Source organism: Pantoea sp. GM_Pan_4, from assembly GCF_026541005.1.
GTDB lineage: Bacteria > Pseudomonadota > Gammaproteobacteria > Enterobacterales > Enterobacteriaceae > Pantoea > Pantoea dispersa.
In genome coordinates, this window is the sequence record NZ_JALNUZ010000002.1 from 179,800 (window position 1) to 196,814 (window position 17,015).

Annotated in this window: 21 protein-coding genes and 1 pseudogene; 13 read left to right on the forward strand and 9 right to left on the reverse strand. The window is 51.8% G+C overall.

The genetic code is table 11. The features are described 5' to 3' along the window. Nucleotides 1-30: 30 nt before the first annotated feature. From OXR61_RS06815 to OXR61_RS06845, 7 genes are all read left to right on the forward strand, one after another. Nucleotides 31-396 (forward strand): hypothetical protein, encoded by a 366-nt coding sequence (locus OXR61_RS06815; RefSeq protein ID WP_104187978.1) that lies wholly within the window; start codon nucleotides 31-33, stop codon nucleotides 394-396. 78 nt (nucleotides 397-474) lie between these two features. Continuing rightward, on the forward strand, nucleotides 475-792 hold the full coding sequence (locus tag OXR61_RS06820; protein ID WP_267411522.1) for a hypothetical protein: 318 nt from the start codon (nucleotides 475-477) through the stop codon (nucleotides 790-792). Between the two features lie 109 nt (nucleotides 793-901). Beyond that, entirely contained in the window at nucleotides 902-1,210 is a 309-nt protein-coding gene (locus tag OXR61_RS06825; RefSeq protein ID WP_059009494.1) for a hypothetical protein, read from the forward strand. Nucleotides 1,211-1,290: 80 nt separating this feature from the next. After that, nucleotides 1,291-1,902: a hypothetical protein gene (locus OXR61_RS06830; RefSeq protein WP_267411523.1), complete on the forward strand. Its 612-nt coding sequence runs from the start codon at nucleotides 1,291-1,293 to the stop codon at nucleotides 1,900-1,902. 71 nt (nucleotides 1,903-1,973) lie between these two features. Continuing rightward, complete coding sequence (locus OXR61_RS06835) at nucleotides 1,974-2,957, forward strand: zincin-like metallopeptidase domain-containing protein (protein ID WP_267411524.1); 984 nt, start codon at nucleotides 1,974-1,976, stop codon at nucleotides 2,955-2,957. 96 nt (nucleotides 2,958-3,053) lie between these two features. Continuing rightward, complete coding sequence (locus OXR61_RS06840; protein ID WP_267411525.1) at nucleotides 3,054-4,004, forward strand: DUF1281 domain-containing protein; 951 nt, start codon at nucleotides 3,054-3,056, stop codon at nucleotides 4,002-4,004. A gap of 126 nt (nucleotides 4,005-4,130) precedes the next feature. Continuing rightward, a complete protein-coding gene (locus OXR61_RS06845; protein WP_267411526.1) occupies nucleotides 4,131-4,832 on the forward strand; it encodes an N-6 DNA methylase in 702 nt (233 codons plus the stop codon). A 47-nt stretch (nucleotides 4,833-4,879) separates the two neighbouring features. Here the strand turns inward: OXR61_RS06845 and OXR61_RS06850 are convergent, their stop codons facing one another. Continuing rightward, a complete protein-coding gene (locus OXR61_RS06850; RefSeq protein WP_267411527.1) occupies nucleotides 4,880-5,059 on the reverse strand; it encodes a hypothetical protein in 180 nt (59 codons plus the stop codon). Continuing rightward, the gene (locus OXR61_RS06855) at nucleotides 5,056-5,298 is read right to left on the reverse strand and encodes a DNA polymerase III subunit theta (protein ID WP_267411528.1); all 243 of its coding nucleotides are present in this window, start codon (nucleotides 5,296-5,298) and stop codon (nucleotides 5,056-5,058) included. The genes OXR61_RS06850 and OXR61_RS06855 overlap by 4 nt, the downstream gene beginning before the upstream one ends. Nucleotides 5,299-5,424: 126 nt before the next feature. Here OXR61_RS06855 and OXR61_RS06860 point away from each other — a divergent pair, with 126 nt between their 5' ends. Continuing rightward, nucleotides 5,425-6,117: a hypothetical protein gene (locus OXR61_RS06860; RefSeq protein WP_267411529.1), complete on the forward strand. Its 693-nt coding sequence runs from the start codon at nucleotides 5,425-5,427 to the stop codon at nucleotides 6,115-6,117. Between the two features lie 46 nt (nucleotides 6,118-6,163). Here OXR61_RS06860 and OXR61_RS06865 read toward each other — a convergent pair. Continuing rightward, nucleotides 6,164-6,274, reverse strand: a pseudogene (locus OXR61_RS06865) (DNA polymerase III subunit theta); the annotation flags it as partial. 54 nt (nucleotides 6,275-6,328) lie between these two features. Here OXR61_RS06865 and OXR61_RS06870 point away from each other — a divergent pair. The 3 genes from OXR61_RS06870 (at nucleotide 6,329) to umuC (ending at nucleotide 9,128) form a co-directional block, all read left to right on the forward strand. Next, on the forward strand, nucleotides 6,329-7,003 hold the full coding sequence (locus OXR61_RS06870; protein WP_267411530.1) for an SOS response-associated peptidase family protein: 675 nt from the start codon (nucleotides 6,329-6,331) through the stop codon (nucleotides 7,001-7,003). Nucleotides 7,004-7,395: 392 nt separating this feature from the next. After that, on the forward strand, nucleotides 7,396-7,845 hold the full coding sequence (umuD, locus tag OXR61_RS06875) for a translesion error-prone DNA polymerase V autoproteolytic subunit (RefSeq protein WP_255152487.1): 450 nt from the start codon (nucleotides 7,396-7,398) through the stop codon (nucleotides 7,843-7,845). Between the two features lie 8 nt (nucleotides 7,846-7,853). Further along, nucleotides 7,854-9,128 carry a translesion error-prone DNA polymerase V subunit UmuC gene (gene umuC / locus OXR61_RS06880; protein WP_267411763.1) on the forward strand — a complete coding sequence of 425 codons (1,275 nt, stop codon included), beginning with the start codon at nucleotides 7,854-7,856 and terminating at the stop codon, nucleotides 9,126-9,128. 55 nt (nucleotides 9,129-9,183) lie between these two features. Here umuC and OXR61_RS06885 read toward each other — a convergent pair whose 3' ends face one another. From OXR61_RS06885 to OXR61_RS06910, 6 genes are all read right to left on the reverse strand, one after another. Then, on the reverse strand, nucleotides 9,184-9,627 hold the full coding sequence (locus OXR61_RS06885) for a plasmid protein (RefSeq protein WP_267411531.1): 444 nt from the start codon (nucleotides 9,625-9,627) through the stop codon (nucleotides 9,184-9,186). A gap of 57 nt (nucleotides 9,628-9,684) precedes the next feature. Continuing rightward, on the reverse strand, nucleotides 9,685-10,329 hold the full coding sequence (locus tag OXR61_RS06890; protein WP_267411532.1) for a hypothetical protein: 645 nt from the start codon (nucleotides 10,327-10,329) through the stop codon (nucleotides 9,685-9,687). A gap of 14 nt (nucleotides 10,330-10,343) precedes the next feature. After that, the gene (locus tag OXR61_RS06895) at nucleotides 10,344-10,880 is read right to left on the reverse strand and encodes a hypothetical protein (RefSeq protein WP_267411533.1); all 537 of its coding nucleotides are present in this window, start codon (nucleotides 10,878-10,880) and stop codon (nucleotides 10,344-10,346) included. Nucleotides 10,881-10,927: 47 nt separating this feature from the next. Continuing rightward, on the reverse strand, nucleotides 10,928-12,136 hold the full coding sequence (locus tag OXR61_RS06900) for a conjugal transfer protein TraF (RefSeq protein ID WP_267411534.1): 1,209 nt from the start codon (nucleotides 12,134-12,136) through the stop codon (nucleotides 10,928-10,930). 117 nt (nucleotides 12,137-12,253) lie between these two features. Next, nucleotides 12,254-13,243 carry a conjugal transfer protein TraE gene (locus OXR61_RS06905; RefSeq protein ID WP_267411535.1) on the reverse strand — a complete coding sequence of 330 codons (990 nt, stop codon included), beginning with the start codon at nucleotides 13,241-13,243 and terminating at the stop codon, nucleotides 12,254-12,256. Between the two features lie 175 nt (nucleotides 13,244-13,418). Further along, on the reverse strand, nucleotides 13,419-13,979 hold the full coding sequence (locus OXR61_RS06910; protein ID WP_267411536.1) for a hypothetical protein: 561 nt from the start codon (nucleotides 13,977-13,979) through the stop codon (nucleotides 13,419-13,421). A gap of 206 nt (nucleotides 13,980-14,185) precedes the next feature. Between OXR61_RS06910 and OXR61_RS23375 the strand changes: the two genes are divergently transcribed. Together OXR61_RS23375 and OXR61_RS06920 are read left to right on the forward strand one after the other, a co-directional pair. Continuing rightward, nucleotides 14,186-15,760, forward strand: coding sequence for a TraI domain-containing protein (locus OXR61_RS23375; RefSeq protein WP_267411537.1), 1,575 nt, complete (start codon nucleotides 14,186-14,188; stop codon nucleotides 15,758-15,760). Nucleotides 15,761-15,794: 34 nt separating this feature from the next. After that, nucleotides 15,795-16,754 carry a site-specific integrase gene (locus tag OXR61_RS06920; RefSeq protein ID WP_267411539.1) on the forward strand — a complete coding sequence of 320 codons (960 nt, stop codon included), beginning with the start codon at nucleotides 15,795-15,797 and terminating at the stop codon, nucleotides 16,752-16,754. Nucleotides 16,755-17,015 lie beyond the last annotated feature (261 nt).

Consider the following 17,015-nt stretch of genomic DNA (forward strand, 5'->3'; position numbering starts at 1 on the left):
AGATTTCCCCGACGCTTCAGGGAATCCTCAATGAACGATTTAATTCTCACTGCAGATTTTTATCATCGTGCCAGCGAGCGTACCGCTCACAAAGTCGCACTGGCCAAAGCAGAGGGCGAGCTGCTGAGTATCGCAGCGCTTCGTCGTCTTGGCCTGAATACCGGGACAGATGACGACGGCTTTCCGTTTTACGTCTGGGAAATGGCTGCGGTCGCCAGGGACCTGGCTGAACTGCATGTCCGGAAGCTTATACCTGAATCATGGGAGGCATTCTTTAACGGTCTTTGCCGCATGGCAGAAGGTATTGATAAAGAGGCCTGGACATATTTCTACAAAAGCGCAGTCAAAGACGAAAAATGCTTTCTGTCTATGGAAAATAGCGAAGCAAATTTCTGAGGTGATGCACTTAACCCGTATGGGGATTTTCTCCATACGGAGATAAATCCTCTTATTTTTACTGAAGAGGATTTACCTGTGAATACACTGGCATTTAATACGTTATTACTCGTTAAACATAACAGCAGCGAATGGCACCGGATGTGGAGCAGGCTGGCAAAGCACAGGTCCAACCGCGCCCTTCAGGAACCGGCTGTTGCTGATAATGACGGTGAAGTCTGGCAGTACATGGAGACAGTGGAAAAACGCGTTATGTGGTTTGGAAAACGCTACATCCATCGTTTCCGTCATCGTTATCACCCAGCCTGCGGTTGCGCCATGACAGTTAACATTCCTGCCAGCCGAACCTTTAATCCGGACGATCCGGATAACGCTTTATATCATCACTTCGGTTAGTCATTAACCAGACGCCAGCGTCATTTATGACAAAGGCGTTAACCCATGCGGGGACAACCTCCCTGCATCTGCGGTGATGGTTTTCTCCGCATTCATTAAGGAGAAAACCATGAGCAGTATAATGCTGTTACTTATCACCCGCACATCGCGCGCCCTCAGCTGCCTTGCAGAGGCAATGCGTCAGCAGCAGGCTGAATGGTTCACCAACCGCAGCGGACACAGTAGTTTCCGCGCCGAGGTCGTTCAGTCTGAAGGGGGGTTTACCGCCATCATTTCACGCAGAACAGGCTACAGTTCGCGTGACTGGCAGTATCAGCAACTTGGCAGCGCAGGTAAGTTTGCCTCCGCACGTAAGGCTTTACGGGCGGGCCGGCAGATGGCGCAGCAAATGGCCGGATTGCGTTACCGTTTCGACTGAATCTGTTTTTACTGATTAACACTTCCCGGAGGGACCTTCCCTCCCGGGGAGGTTTCCTCCTTCTTTTATCCGGAGGAAATATGATCCGTTTTACTTCTGCTGAACTTCGTCCGCTTTTCACACAGAACCTGGGTATGCAGCGCCCGCTGATACTTGAAAAGAACCTGGGGATTTATCTTCGTGTACCTGATGACAATCATCCCGGAGAGTGGCTGAAAGCCTGGGCTGCAGGGTGTAATCCGTCGGAGGATGCAGACTGGTCAGAACTCGCTGACTCACTGATACCCGAACGGGAATTCTCCTTTCAGACCTTTATTGCGCAGAGCATGTCTGATGCTGTGCTGAATGACCAACATGATCTGCTCATCAAACCCGTTATCAGTAACCTGAACAATGCGCTGACGCTTCATGTGGAAACGCATCCACCGCTGAAGGTGTATGTACCGGTGAGCGAATATCGTGACCGGACCCGCTGGCTTTACGATCAGTCGCTGCGCCATTTTCATGCCTGTGTAGGTAATGCTGAACGTCTCAGCTGGCGTTCGCAGGCATTACATGTTCTCGACCAGGTCATTCGCCTTGATTCAAAGCGGGCGAAACCCGCCGATCGGGAGATGTTTGACAGTGCGGTCGCGAGCGTACGTGACCGTATTCGTTCGGTTATGGCCGACGGCGCCTTACGTTTTTACTGATTTTTCCACTCACCGGTGGCGCATCGTCCGCCACCGGCCGGGATGCGCCCCGTTTTCAAAGGATGCATCCCATGAAAAAGACAACAGCCCGATCCAAAGCGTCAGCAGTACAGACTTCCGACCTGTATCAGCAGGTCACCGATAAAATCATTGTGGCGCTGGAAAATGGCGTGCCGCCCTGGCGGCGCCCGTGGCGTTCGGCTCAGAACGTGCACGGCAGCTGCCTGCCGGTCAATGCCGTAACCGGCCGTGCCTACAGCGGGGTTAACGTTCCCCTGCTCTGGATGGCCGCAGAAGAACACGGTTATACGTCCGATCGCTGGCTGACTTTCCTGCAGGCTAAAACTGCGGGAGGTCACGTCAGGAAGAATGAAACCAGCGCGCTGGCCATTATCTACAAACCGTTTGAGAAACAGGCCAGGGACAGCAGTGATAATCTGCTGTTCCGGGACGGAGAGCCGGTTATGGAGCAACTAACCATGCTGAAGCAACTGCAGCTGTTCAACGTTGAACAGTGTGAGGGCCTGCCTGAATTCGTCAGCGGTGAAGGTGTGGTTTCTGTTCCGGCAGAATCTCCGTCTGAACTCAGCGCGGTACAGCTGAATCAGGTACAGCAGATATTCAGCTCCACGGGAGTCGGGTGCGATCACCGCCGGCAGGACCGCGCTTATTACCGGCCGGGCGCTGACCGCATAGTCATGCCGACGGTATCGCAGTTCCGGACGGAGGCGGACTACTGGTCCACCCTGCTGCATGAACTGGTGCATGCCACCGGGCACGGCAGTCGCCTGAACCGGGAAGGCATTACCTCATCGTCACGGCAGTTTGGTGACCCGGTTTATGCGTTCGAAGAGCTGATAGCGGAAACCGGCAGCGCCTTTCTATGTGCGGAGCTCGGTATTACCGGCGACGTGCAGCACGAAAGCTATCTTGCCGGCTGGCTGAGAGCACTTCGGGAAGACAAACGGGCAATTTTCCGTGCCTGCCGGTTCGCCCGTGAAGCCTCGGAATATTTACTTGCGCCCCTGAACCGTAATACGGAACAGGCGGCATAATCTGACCCGGCGGCTGCGGCCGCCATCATCCCCCTGAGGGCATCTTCCTCAGGGAGATGCCCTCTTTTTGTTTCAACCGACAAGAGGAGTTTCACAATGTTTTCATGGTGCCAGAACCGCCTGGAAATCACCGGTAAGTCAGTCTGCCTTGATGTTATGCAGCCCTGGATTGCCGGCACGGAAAAACCGCTATACCGCCATGCCGTCCGGCAGGCGATAAAACTGTTTCTCGCTGGCTGTACCGGCATACTTAAGCCAGTCAGGGCCGTGGACTATGCGCCGTATCCGATGCTGACCGCTTCAGGTACGGGGGCGCAGAATTCACCTAACCAGGCATTCCAGCACTTTATTGAGCTGCTGGAGCAGGATGCCTGGCTGGACACGAAGACACTCTCCCGCATGGATAAAATCACGCTGCAGTCCGGCATCGATGCGCTGAAATGGGAAGCCATTCCGTTTTCAGCCCGGCAGATAATGGCGCAGCTGATGGCCGTGCATTATGCCGACTGGTTTGGTGTAGCCGGTGCAGGTGGCCAGTTCGATCCGAAGGAGCGCTGGGAATGGCTCAGCAGTATGCCGGAGACAACCTGCCCCTGTGACATGCTGATGGTGATGCCGTCACGTCTTGCTACCGAACTCAACGGCGATACGGGTCTGTTCAGGGGGCTCAATAGATCGTCAGAACTTTACATGCAGCTTTTTGGCATGGAGTTCCCGGCAGGCCATCAGGCCAGCTGGAGCCGTGATGATGTGGGTTCGCTCACGCTGCACTTTGCGTCTCCCTGGTATCCGCCGTCAGGTGAGATCATGGGAGAAATGTCACAGTTGTTTGACTGCGAGATCCGGCACTACTGGATTTCACCGGATGCCGGCACGTCAGGTTACAACTGCTTTGACCGGGGCGATCATGTTGACAGCGGTCCGTACCCGGCTGAGGAGCTACGCCAGTCTGCATCGGGTGATGGTGCCCGTATGTACCTGGTTACGCCTGAACCTGCCTCAGTGCCCGCTGTAACCACTGCGCACTACGGCAGTATCCGCGCATAGCGACAATCCAGAACCGGTAATCCGGCTCTGTCGTCCGGCCACAGCGAAACCTGTGGCCGTTTTTTCACCCCGAAGGGAACACCGTTTCCCTTCAGGAGGCGTGTTCCCTTTTCTGAGGAAGCACGCATGAAACAAGTCATTAATCACGAAAAAGCCTTTCTTAAACTCTTTAATCAGACCGCCCGTTATCACCGCCGGCATCAGGTGTTTGAGGATTTCATCAGCTGCAGCGTCATCGTACTGGAAAATCGCCTGCAGTTCTGTGAAAAGCGTGAGCAGAAGTACCTGCGCATCGTGTCCCGTTATGAAAAGCCAGACGTCAGTAATATGGCGCATCTGTTTGCTCATGTGGTGAACGGGCTTGAAGAGGAGCCAGGCGATTTTCTGGGGCGGGTTTTTATGCAGCTCGAGATGGGTGATAAATACCGGGGGCAGTTTTTTACCCCGTGGAGCATCGCCCGTATGATGGCTCAGCTTCAGCTTGGAAATATTGAAGGACAGCTGAAGGTTAAGCCATTTATCACTCTCTGGGAACCAGCGTGCGGTGCCGGTTGTATGGTGCTGGCGTACGCCAGCGTGATGATGGAGGCCGGTTATCCACCACACCGTCATCTGTGGTTTTCAGCAACGGACATCGATCCGCTGGCCGCAGGTATGGCGTACATTCAGCTCTCACTGTGCGGCGTAGCCGGAGAAGTCGTGATTGGAAATGCCCTGAGCGATGAGCGGCGAAGGGTTTTACGAACGCCGGTTCATTACTGGGAACGCTGGCCGGAAAGGTTGCGGAATGTCGCTGAGGGGCAGAAACAACTTTTTCACGTAGCTTAAAACTCAGCAGGCAGACCTGAATACAGGTCTGCTTTCTTATGGAAAAGTTATGCCCGCTTCTCCCTGAGAAGCCGATTGCGAACACCTTTGTGCTCCTTTATTTTACGGTGCATATAAAGCGCGACAGCTTCATCTGAAGTTAGCTTGCCAATGCTGAATCCGAAGTAACAATCTTTCGCCACGTGTTCAGATTCGGCTAACTGCTTTAATTTTTCAATCGGCGTCACTTCTGCTCCTCCTTCTGATAAATCGGGTCAGTACCGCGCGGGAACTTCAGTGCTTCTTGCCTGTAGAATTGCAGACGCTCCCGGAAGTATTCACGCATTTCTTCTGGCTGCTGCCGCTCCACTTCTGCAGGTATTACCGGCAGGTTCATGCGTTCTTTGTAGGCCACGCCAGACGCGGCTAAATCCACGTTAACTCTGTCGCGTTCTTCCCGCGACCGGGCGGCAAGGTTATAAGACATGATGACTCCTTCGAATGACAGTATATTCGGTGCATCCTTAACATTCTTTTGATTCTGTACAGCCTTACTAGTTTTGATTAAAATTCAACCTTCCAACCACTTAAGTACCTGTCCGAAAAATCAAAAATGGCTGAAAAAAATAAATTGAAAGCCCCTTGTCCTAAGTGCCGCGGGCTGTGTAATACAATAGTACATGGTCAAAAGAAAAGTGAGTGGGATCATCAGGTTGACCAACATAATTACATTTATGGTGCCACTGAGCATAAGCTCTTAGAATGCTGCGGTTGTAATACTGTCTTTTATTATAAAGACTCTTGGAATAGTGAGCATGGTGATCATGATTTCGAAGGGCAATTCATGCCTTATCATGAGATTGAAACCATTCCAGCCGCTGGAAAATTTTTAAGGCCAGAGTGGTTAGATCAGATTCAATCTCTGGATTTCACTCTGCACACTATACTTGTTGAGGTTTACTCAGCATATGAAAACAAGGCGTTGATTCTTGCGTCAACTGGACTAAGGATTGCGTTCGACAGAACCTCATATTTTGTAGGTGTTCCGCCACATCTGACTATGGAGCAAAAGGTTAACCAAGTCTTTGATCGGGGTTATGTAAGCGAAACTGAGCGCGAGCACTTAGCAGTTGTTACAAACGCCGGAAATGCTGCAGCCCATAGAGCTTGGATGCCCGTAGAATCTGACTTTGAATCTTTATTGCGGACTACTGAAAAATTTATCCACAGGGTGGTATTGCGCGATCATCGCATTGAGGCAATAGGTGCTCTAATTCCTAAACGGCAAAAAAAAGGCAAGGACTAAAAACGGATTCAAATCCATTCACGCCTGTTTACGCTTTTCGTCTTACTGGGATCACCGGCAGGTTCATGCGTTCTTTGTAGGCCACGCCTGACGCAGCTAAATCCACGTTAACTCTGTCGCGTTCTTCCCGCGACCGGGCTGCAAGGTTATGAGACATGATGACTCCTCCGGATGACGGTATACCGCCTATGCTGAATAGCAGGAGGTAATTATGTGTGGACGGTTTGCGCAGTACAGCAGCAGAGATGAATACTTTGAGGCGCTTAGCGCCAGCCCTGAAGAATTAACCCGGGACCCGGAGCCTATCGGGCGGTACAACGTGGCGCCGGGCACAAAGGTCCTGTTACTCAGTGAACGCGATGGGGATCTGGCGTTCGATCCGGTCTACTGGGGCTATGGTCCCGAGTGGTGGGATAAAGCGCCGCTCATTAATGCCCGCAGTGAAACAGCTGCATCAGGGCGCATGTTTAAGCCGATGTGGGTACACGGCCGTGCCGTCGTGCCTGCAAACGGCTGGTTTGAGTGGCAAAAAAGTGGTGCCGGAAAACAACCCTACTTCATTCACCACCGTGACAGGCAGCCGCTGTTTTTTGCGGCCATCGGAAAGGCGCCCTTCAATCGGGAGCACGGGCGGGAAGGCTTCGTTATCGTCACCGCAGCCAGCAATCAAGGCATGGTAGACATACATGACCGCCGTCCACTTGTGCTGACTGCAGACGCGGTTCGGGAATGGCTGAGTCATGATACCTCGCCGGCGCGCGCTGCGGATATCGCGCGGACCAGCGCTCTGCCTGAATCCGCATTTTCCTGGCATCCGGTGACCGCAAAGGTTGGCAATATTCATAATCAGGGGGCGGAGCTTATCCGTGAAACTGATGCAGGCTGACAGCAGCAAATCGAGAAGGCAATGTTTCGCCGCTGCCGGCATACGCAGATATCCGACTCGCCCCGAAGCTGTTACGGCACGGCTACGAAAGCAGCCCGGCCTAAGAGCGCCGGGCTGTGTAAGTTTAGCCGGAAGCGCCTCTCCACGTCAGCCGGCCCTGACCTGAGCATAGTGGTGCCGCTCAGTATCAGCCAGGCAGACCTTCAAAAAAATTTCCAGGTGGGTCAGTCAGATGGCTTCGCTTCTGCGCCAACCCGTTTCGCTCCCTCTTGCCAGATAATTCCGCCTCAATAATACTGTATGTATAAACAGTAAAATAACAGGAGGAATTTTATGCGCGATTTACTCAGTGCTTCAGCCGTCAAGCTGCAGTATGGCCGGAGCACCAAATCATGAACCCGGTCAGTTGTACCGCCGGCCTGACGCTTCTCTGGCCACCCATTTTTACGCCGAGGGTCAGGGTACCGCTTTATGCCGATCCGTGCGCCGCCGGCTTTCCCTCACCTGCGCAGGATTACGTCGAGAAAGAACTCGATCTGAACGAGCTGTGCATCCGCCGGCGCGCCTCAACTTTCTTCGTGCGCGCCAGCGGCAACAGCATGCGTGACCTGGGCCTGTGCGACGGCGACGTCATGGTGGTCGACCGGGCCGAGGAAGCCGCTCACGGCGATATCGTAATTGCCGAAGTAAACGGCGAGTTTACAGTCAAGCGCCTGCAGCTGCAGCCCAGGCTCGCGCTGCTGCCCATGAATCCGGCCTATCCGGTGATCTATCCGGAGGAGCTGCAGCTGCTCGGCGTCGTGACCTGGTTCTTTAACAGCACTCGTGCCCGCCGGAGGTGATCATGCCCATGTTTGGCCTGGCCGACGTCAACTCCTTTTACGCAAGCTGTGAGGCACTGTTCCGCCCTGACTTGCGCGGCAGGCCAGTGGTCGTCCTGAGTAACAACGACGGCTGCGTCATCGCTCGCAGCGCCGGCGCAAAAAAACTTGGCATAAAAATGGGCGCCCCCTGGTTCCAGATAAAGGGACAGGATTTTGCCGAGCGCGTGCATGTCTTCAGCAGTAATTATGCTTTATATCATAGCCTTAGCCAGAGAGTGATGACAGCGCTGGAAGAGGTCACGCCCCGCGTTGAGCAGTATTCCATTGACGAAATGTTCCTGGATCTGACCGGCATTGATGGCTGCGAGGACTTTGAGCATTTCGGCCGGCGCCTGCGCGCGCACGTGCTGGCCACAACCGGCCTGACCGTAGGGGTGGGCATGGGGCCGACAAAAACCCTGGCAAAATCGGCGCAGTGGGCCAGCAAGGAGTGGCCGCAGTTCCGCGGTGTGCTGGCGCTGACGCCGGGCAATCCGAAGCGCACCGCAACGCTGCTGGAAAACCAGCCCGTGGAGGAGATATGGGGCGTTGGCCGGCGCATCGGCAAGAGGCTAAACCTGATGGGCATTGAAAACGCCCTTCAGCTGGCGCGAGCGAACCCTGCCTTTATCCGTAAAAACTTCAGCGTGGTGCTGGAGCGCACTGTCCGCGAGCTCAACGGCGAGTCGTGCATCCCCCTTGAGGAGTTTGCGCCGGCGAAACAGCAGATCGTCTGCAGCCGCTCCTTTGGCGAACGCATCACGACAAAAGTGGCCATGCAGGAAGCGCTGTGTCAGTACGCCACCCGGGCGGCGGAGAAACTTAGAAAAGAGCGCCAGTTCTGCCGGCGCATCAGCGTTTTTATCCGGACCTCGCCGTATGCGCAGGGAGAAGTCTTTTACGGCAACAGCGCCGGCGAGAATCTCACCCTACCCACGCAGGATACGCGCGACGTGATCGGTGTGGCGATGCGATCGCTCGACCGCATCTGGCTTGACGGGCGGCGCTATATGAAGGCCGGCATAATGCTCGATGACTTCACACCAGATGGCGTCAGTCAGCTGAACCTGTTCGATGAGGATAAGCCGCGGGCGAACAGCGCACAGCTAATGAAGGTGCTGGACGGCATTAACCAGTCCGGGCTGGGGCATATGTGGTTTGCCCGTCAGGGTGTCAGCAATGAATGGCAGATGAAGCGGGAATTACTGTCACCTGCCTGGACTACTCGCTGGAGTGATATTCCACTGGCACGGGTTTTATGAAGAGGCCTAAAAACTTAAATTCATCTACGCCATACTAATGTTATTTTTGAAAAGGCTATGACGGATTTTTTGTCGTCGTGATGGTGAAGGCAAAAGGAACTTCCGGATTGCCACGGGATGCTGAATTAGCAATAACAAAGCCTACTTCGTGAACTTTTTCACAATCGCTATAGCCTTTTTCGTATTCCTCGTCCTCTGGTAATACCTCAAACACTGAGCGGGCCAGGGCTTCCTGTTCATCATCCATCACCAAGTAGCAATTATTTTCATGTACAGTAAGGGAGCCATCAACGTGTCGAAGAAATACCATGTCAGAACCAAACTGACCAACGCCTTTACGCACCTGTACGCAGTAACCAACTCGCGCGGAGTCTTTCTGAAAATTGGGACCAGTCACTACAAATTGCCCTTGTGCAGGATTGCCGGGAAGGCTAATCATTCTCTGGTAGTCAGCCAGTTCAACAATACGTGCCAGCGCTGATTCAGTTTGTTCTTTCATTTGCGTTCTCCTGCGTTAACTTTGCCTTGAGCTTCCATGTTGTGAAATTTAATCGAATTACTCTTCACCGGATTTTAATGAATCGGGGAGACTTTCTGGTTCAGAGACGATATCGGTATCCGAAATGCTTTGCAGATACCGCAACGCTTGTTCTAATGTTGAATGTTCTATAATACTCCTGCGACACATGTAACTGTCAGTGGTAACTGCGTATTTCCTCGTTACTGTATTAAAAACAAAATTGAAGCAACAATCGTCAGTTGGAACGTTATATACAATCATTGTCTTATCGTTATTACGATCGGCTCGTAAATATTGCATTACGAATTCAACCATGCGAACATTTTTATTCAGTTCATATTCTGATGTTGTGCTAAAACCAACAGCGAAAGCGCCCTGATTTGTATCGCAATTATACATTCCAGCAGCGTGAAGGCCTTTTTTTCTTATCCATTTCTCTTTATATTCATACATTGCTTGAGAAGGATCTACAAGGTCAAAAATGACCTGCCAGTTTGGTTTATCCCCCCAGGAAGCAATCAGCAATTTGTCTCGTTCGTTTTGAAGTTCAGCGAGGTTGTCCTCCGCAATTTCAAGATTGCGTTCTGCACGATTAACGGAGCGTTCACGGCGTGCCACAATATCCTGCGCGTTAGCAATTCGCTCTTGGATGGTATCGAGTTGTGTCTGAAGCGTTATCATCTTGTGCTCCTTATTTATTTGAGAGAGCCGCTAGCAACTTCCGGGATCTGCTTCCACAAACGTGATGTCCAGGTTTTCTTAAGATGCTCCGGATTGGATGAGATATAAGTCGCGGTGATAAAACTTTCTTTACTGCCTCCCGTGACCTCAAGTGTAAGGCGGTCATTTCCGGCCCAGTTTCGGCTCATGCGGTAACGGCTTCCAGGCTGAACTTCCCAGCTAGTACCTTCAGAAATTGCCGAAGCGGACCAGCCGGCATTGCCCTGGCCACTGTTACGTGCAGCGGAAACGTCCTCATCAGAAACAAATCCGTAATGCTGTTTCAGACGCATGGCTACAGTTTCAGCTGGAATCGGTATAGGGCCATAAAACTGGCCGACGTAATTACGTTGGTTTGGTTCAGCACTGTTTTGTGTCTGCTGCTGACTCACAGGGTTGATCAGCGATGTCAGCCTGCTAAGACTGAGGTCGTTTAAGGGGGAATTGCCGCTACAGCCAGTCAGCATAAATAAAAGATTCGTCAGAGAGACAATAGAGATTATTTTTTTCATGGTGTTACCCTTTTAAGTTACGGGCTGCATGCAGCAGCCCGGAATTATCAGAATGTGAAGGTGAGCTGTGCTGCCGCGCCATAAGTGCGGTCGGTGCCGGCCATGCCGGTCAGATCGAGATGGACGACGTTAAAGGGTGAAAAGCCAATACCTGCGGTAAACATGTTGTTGTCACTGTTGCGCATGTCTGCCCGATAGCCCGCACGAAGCTGTACCCAGTCCCAGGCGTTGAGTTCGGCCCCCACACCGGCATACTGCGCTTTTTCATCAGAGGCAAAGCCGCTGGCAGGGGTCAGATCAATATCTGATGAGAGCGTGATGAAGCCGTTGCTCCAGGATGTACCGGCTGTGGCCTGCGGGCGGATCTGAAAGGTGTCTTTCTGACCGTTAATCTCACGGGTGTCCACATCCCGTGAAATCAGATTCTGCCCGGTCAGACCCAGCGTCCATTCCGGCGTCAGCTGTGCGGCGAAACCGATATCCACGTTGCCGCCACTTTCGGACCGCTTCCACTGACCGCTGTGAAAGTCGGAGGAACTGTAGTTATTGATAGCGACGTTGTAGTTCCAGGTATCCACACGCTGAAGTTTTGGTGTGACCCCCACAGATACCGGCGCGCCAGCCAGCGTGAACGGGTAGGCCATTGCGAGTCCGTATTCACTGACCAGTGCCGCCACACCTTCCGCACGCGACGTCAGCTGGTTAAGGTCGTCCTGGCCGGGTGAGAAAATGCCGGTCTGTACTGCATCGAGGTACGCCAGATCGTGTTCGGTAACCACTGCACTGGCTTTTGCCTTTCCCCAGCCTTTTACAACAAGAGCAAACGGGAGTGTGTCACTCGGAATGGCGATAACAGCAGACACACCTGCACTGACGCGGCCGCTGTTCCCTGAAACGCTTTGCAGGGATTTCTTCAACTCAGCTGCCTGCGCAGCGCTGTTTCCACTGCCAGCAGAGCCACTCAAGCGGTCCCAGCTTTCTTTAACGCGGTCAAAACCGTCCTGCAGATTATCCGGATCACTGACCTGCGCCCCGATACCCGGGAGGATAATGCCGATGTCATCGCTGGCATCATGGCGCGTCATCAGGGCGGGGTTAACCAGCGCAGCTGCCGCGTAGCCGGATGATGCGACGCCGGTGCCTCCCATTGCATCATTACGTGCTTCGCTCCAGGTTCCTGCCGCATACGAGGCAGGCATGGCACTGGCCAGCAGAGCCAGTGTTATTCCGTGTGTAATCATTGATAATTTCATCATTTATTTCCTTTCGTCATTTGTATTTTTAGGTAAAAAGAACCCCTGATGCTGACGCACCAATAAATAAAGGAGATATTCCATTTTTTATTTAATAATGACCGATGCGACACCAATACATCATCTGCTTATAATTATTCCCTCCGCATATTTTTGCCATTCCGGTGAAAGAGAGTTTTCGCTGTCATTGACACCTTTATCATCATTATCATCCCACCGAAATTGAATTCCTTTTTCTTTTTGTCCGGCGAGATGAGCTCTGAGGGTTGAAAGAAGTGAGGCAGGTAATTCGTTTCCGCAGATAAACCGCATAAAAACAGATTCAGGTGCCAATACCGTTTCAATTTCTTCCAGCTGGGATGATTTTTTCATTCTTCTACAAAAAGTCAGAAAAGCGTTAGTCTCATTATTACCTGCCGCAGCATGCGAGATAACGCCAGTGCAGGTTACGATGCGAAGTGTTATTCCGTTAATATATTTCAGCTGACGGATACAAACGACTGTATCACTTTCACGGCAATGGCTTTCCTTGCTGCTTTTCCGGCGAATAAGCGTAATGGCGGGTCGTGAAGTTCTGGTACTGACAGCAGGAAAAAGGTGGTCTGCCACATCCTGCCAGCCAGAGAACGCCACTGGCGTGACAGGCTGTTCCTCCGACCCATCCAGCCATGCCTCTGAAACACCGAACCATTCTGCCAGCTGGCCGATAACCGGTGCCGTCAGATAGTCAAGGGTGCGTTCGCGGCTCTCCAGCACGCTGAGTCCCATATTCATGCCGGAGAGCAACGTACCCACGTTGACCATGCTCAGATGGTGCGCATCCATCAGCAGCCAGAAGCGCTCATGGAGACGAGTTACCAGCGCCTGCCGGGGCGCGAGCGTGTCTAGCATCAGGCCTTCAATCAGTATGTTGACCAGTTCGGCTGCTGAAATACCGAGCCTCTGGGACACAAGGATGATGAATTCGCGAACTACAGGCCGGAAACGTATGGCCACCGGGGCGCCCGCCGTTTTTTTACCGGTCGCAAACTGCTTGACCAGTGCCTGCATGTCCTCATCCTGCTCCAGCGCAATGCGGGAAAGGAGAGTTGTTATATTTTTTCGTTTCATTATTTCCCTGATGCTGGCTAATGCCATGATTTAACTAAATTCGCCTTCATTTGTAGCCACTGTGATTACGTTACCTGGCCGAGTGGCGCGTGTATAACGGAGAAAATCGATCGTTCAGATCGAATACTCGTATGTATCCAGTGTGAAACGCCTCGCAGACTGGTAACAGGGGAAATTATTTTTCCGGTCCGCAAGATTTAAGCCGCAGAACCAGCACGGGCCAGTCACTGCGGAAGTCCATGCGCCAGCGCCACTGTCGGAAGAGGATCTCCAGCTGCATCAGCGCCTTCATGGCCGGTGTAAAAGGGATGCGGTAAGTGCGGTGTTGGACGATGAGTCCACCTTCAGCGATACATGCCAGCACCCGGTGGGCACGGATGTCGGTCAGAAGGTGCGAGGAAATGATAACGATATGGTGCTTTTCCAGAGCCTGTCTGGTTGACGCCTTTACGCTTTGCCAGAACTGATCGACCCGCTCTGGCGTCAGATCTGTGGTGGGCTGCCAGGGGGCAAGATGCACCCACGCCCGGCTGCGACGATGGCGGATCAGCGTCATCGCCGGTCTTAACTGCCGCTCGGCCCATGCGAGCGGGCGGAGCAGGAAGGGGAGACAGAACAGCAGCACCCATACCAGATATAACCCGGTGGATGTGCCCTGCAGGGTGAAACTCAGGCTCATCGTCCCGCACAGGGCCAGCCAGATCATAAAAAAAAACAAAACAAAGAATTGCTGCATGCGATGGCTCCCGATACAGGTGTAAACAGAGGCATGCAGGAAACCATTACGGTGTTACCAGAGCACCCTGAAACTCTGAAACCACTTTTTAATATTTTAACAAGCAGGATTTCTGTCAGAGACGGTTCCGGGTTTACTGTTGAAATTGTGCGGAGTGCTTTTAGGTTAGCGTCATATTCAGCAGGCATATTCCGGCGGAGGTGACGGTGATTGGACTTAACTGGTTAACAGGCAGAGGCAGACAGGAAAGCCAGCCCGGAGAGAGACTCCTTAAGGGAGACGCATCATCCCGGCCTGTTGCTGACGGTAGCTGGCACCCTCCTCAGACGGGAAGTGTGCTACTGCAGACAAATGAAAACCGTCGCCTCATCAGGGTGCTGACAGAAAACAGCCCGCTTTCAAAAGAAGTCACTGAAGCCTGGTGGCTCAGGCCTCTGGAGGAGATGGCGGCAAGGGTGCAGACCTGCCCGGCAGCCTGGTCCGGCCCGTACTCTGGTCCCGGAGGATTTAATGAACTCAGCCTGACCGTAGCCGCGCGTGCGGTCAGGCTGGTCCGTGGCATGATGCTGCCACCGGGCGCCACGCCTGAAGAACAGGCTGAGCAAACTCCCGGCTGGGTCTGTGCTGCTTACTGGGCAGGGCTGTTCCATCATCTGCCCTGGCTGATGCAGATGGAAGGGGCTCTGAAAAATGGTCGGGTCTGGTATCCCGGTCTTAGCGTGCCTGGAGATCAGTGGCGGGTCAGGCAGACCACAGAACCATCAGGCGAGATGAACTGCGTATTTGTGGCGCTAAGACTATTGCCTGAGGCGGCCCTGCTGTGGCTTCAGCGCTGGCCCGCTCTTTCTGATACGCTCCTACTCCTTCTGTCGGGACGCCGTGCTGAAGCCGGGATATTAACCAGTATTGTTAACGATGCCCTGAGCAGCTGCGGTCTTTCAAATGAGACCGTAATGTCCGGGCAAAAACCTCAGCAGGTTTCTCTAGTTAATATCACATCAGTTACAGACTATACCCCCCCGAAATTATATGAAGTAAAACCTAACTCATTGTCCAGTCTGGATAATGCGGAAGGTCCTTTAGTGCCAATTAAAACTGGAGTTTCAGACTACAGTTCTGTTCAGGAAAACGAGTTGTCGCCTGAGAAGATTATCCCACCTGCGCCTTTACTGGAGCTGGAATCCGCACTCACAGCTGAGGAACCGCTGCTTTCTGCAGAAAACGCCATCAGTACGGGAGAAGAAGTGCAGATGCAGGGATCTACGGAGAATCTTCTGTCATTGCTTGATTTAATGGCTGAAGGGAAAACTGCTACGGCAATGGATAATTCTTCTGCGGATAATCGTCCAGCCACGCCAATTACAACTGATGTGTTTCATTCTGATGAAAACAGGAAAGATAAGGGAGAAGAATCAGGTGTGCTCTTTCTTAAATGGATCAGGGACAGCATTGAGGACGGCACGCTGAGCGTAAATCAAAAGGACAGTCTGCTTCACGTTCTGGCGCAGTTTGTTTTTGTGGTCTCACCGGCCTGTTTTTACCGTTACACCACGACTGCAGGAGGCAGTGACACGGATAAGGCCAGACTACAAAAAAGTTTTGAGGCACTGAACGTACACCATTCACGAAATGGTAAGGGGTTATTCCATTACCATCAATACGATACGCCGGATAAGAGCGGTCGTTTTACAAAAGTGTCAGGCTATATGATTAATGCCGACATTTTATTAAAAAAAGGGAGCTGTCCTTCGGACAGCACATGGCTTTCAGCCAGGAAATGACTGGCTGGGGAGCATTTATAAAACTGAGGTCAAAATGAAAGATTCATGTTCATTTGATGAACTTATTGAAGGATATTTTTTTAGTAAAACTCTTCGAGTTGCAACTGAATGGAGTTACAGAAAAGTATTAAAGACTTTCTTGAACTTTGCTGGGGCAGCCATATCTCCTGCTGATGTTGATGACAGGTTGGTTTTAAACTGGCGCAGGCATGTGATTAATGTGGAGGGTCTGACAAAAACCACTTGGAACAATAAGCTCACACACATGAGAGCATTATTCAACTTTGCGATTGAAGAAGGTTATATTTCGGCAACCAAAAATCCCTTTAATGGCAAGATTGCACGGCCAGATGTAAAGCGAAAGAAAACCCTGACTGATATCCAGATTAATAAAATATATCTTTTAATGGAGGCCAGGGAGGCGGATGAACAGTATGCTAAAAACTATAACTACAGGTCGGCATTGAGGCCTGCATGGTTCTGGCTTACCGTGCTGGATGCTTTACGAAGGACAGGGATGAGGCAGAATCAGCTTCTGCATATACGTTTATGTGACGTTAATTTTATGCATAACTGGATAAGCCTTCGACCGGAAGGAGCAAAAAACCATCGTGAGCATCTTGTTCCGATCACGCGTCATCTGAGACCAAGATTAGAAATGCTTTATAACCGCTCTCTGGAAAGAGGGGCAAAGATGGAGGATCAGCTTTTCAATTTATCCCGATTTGATGGTCGCAGAAATGAGACAAGTGAAAACATGGATAATCCACCATTGCGTGCATTTTTTCGCCGGCTTTCAAATGAATGTGGTTTTGTTGTGAGTCCTCATCGATTCCGGCACACCATAGCTACAAATCTGATGAGTATGCCTGACCGAAACCTGAAAATGGCTCAGGATCTTCTGGGCCATTCAACGCCTGCAGTCACTCTGCAATACGTTGAGAGCGACATCAACAAGGTCAGGAGCGTTCTCGAACAGCTGGAGGTGGCCTAAGAGTAATCTTAAGTCAAATCTTAACGATATGATTCTAAAAGAGGAAAAAAAGGGAGGCAAACCTTTACAAAAGATTGACAGAAAACATTTCTAAAGGTAAATACGATGCTGAAGTATTTTTTAAGGATGTGAGAAGTCCAGAGGATGCTAGAACATCCTCCGGACTTTAAGTCCCGTGTTCAACAATGGTGCGGTAAGCAAACTACCAACATCATGCTGGGGACCACTGTCATGCCCGTTGAGGATCTCAACCCCTAACGA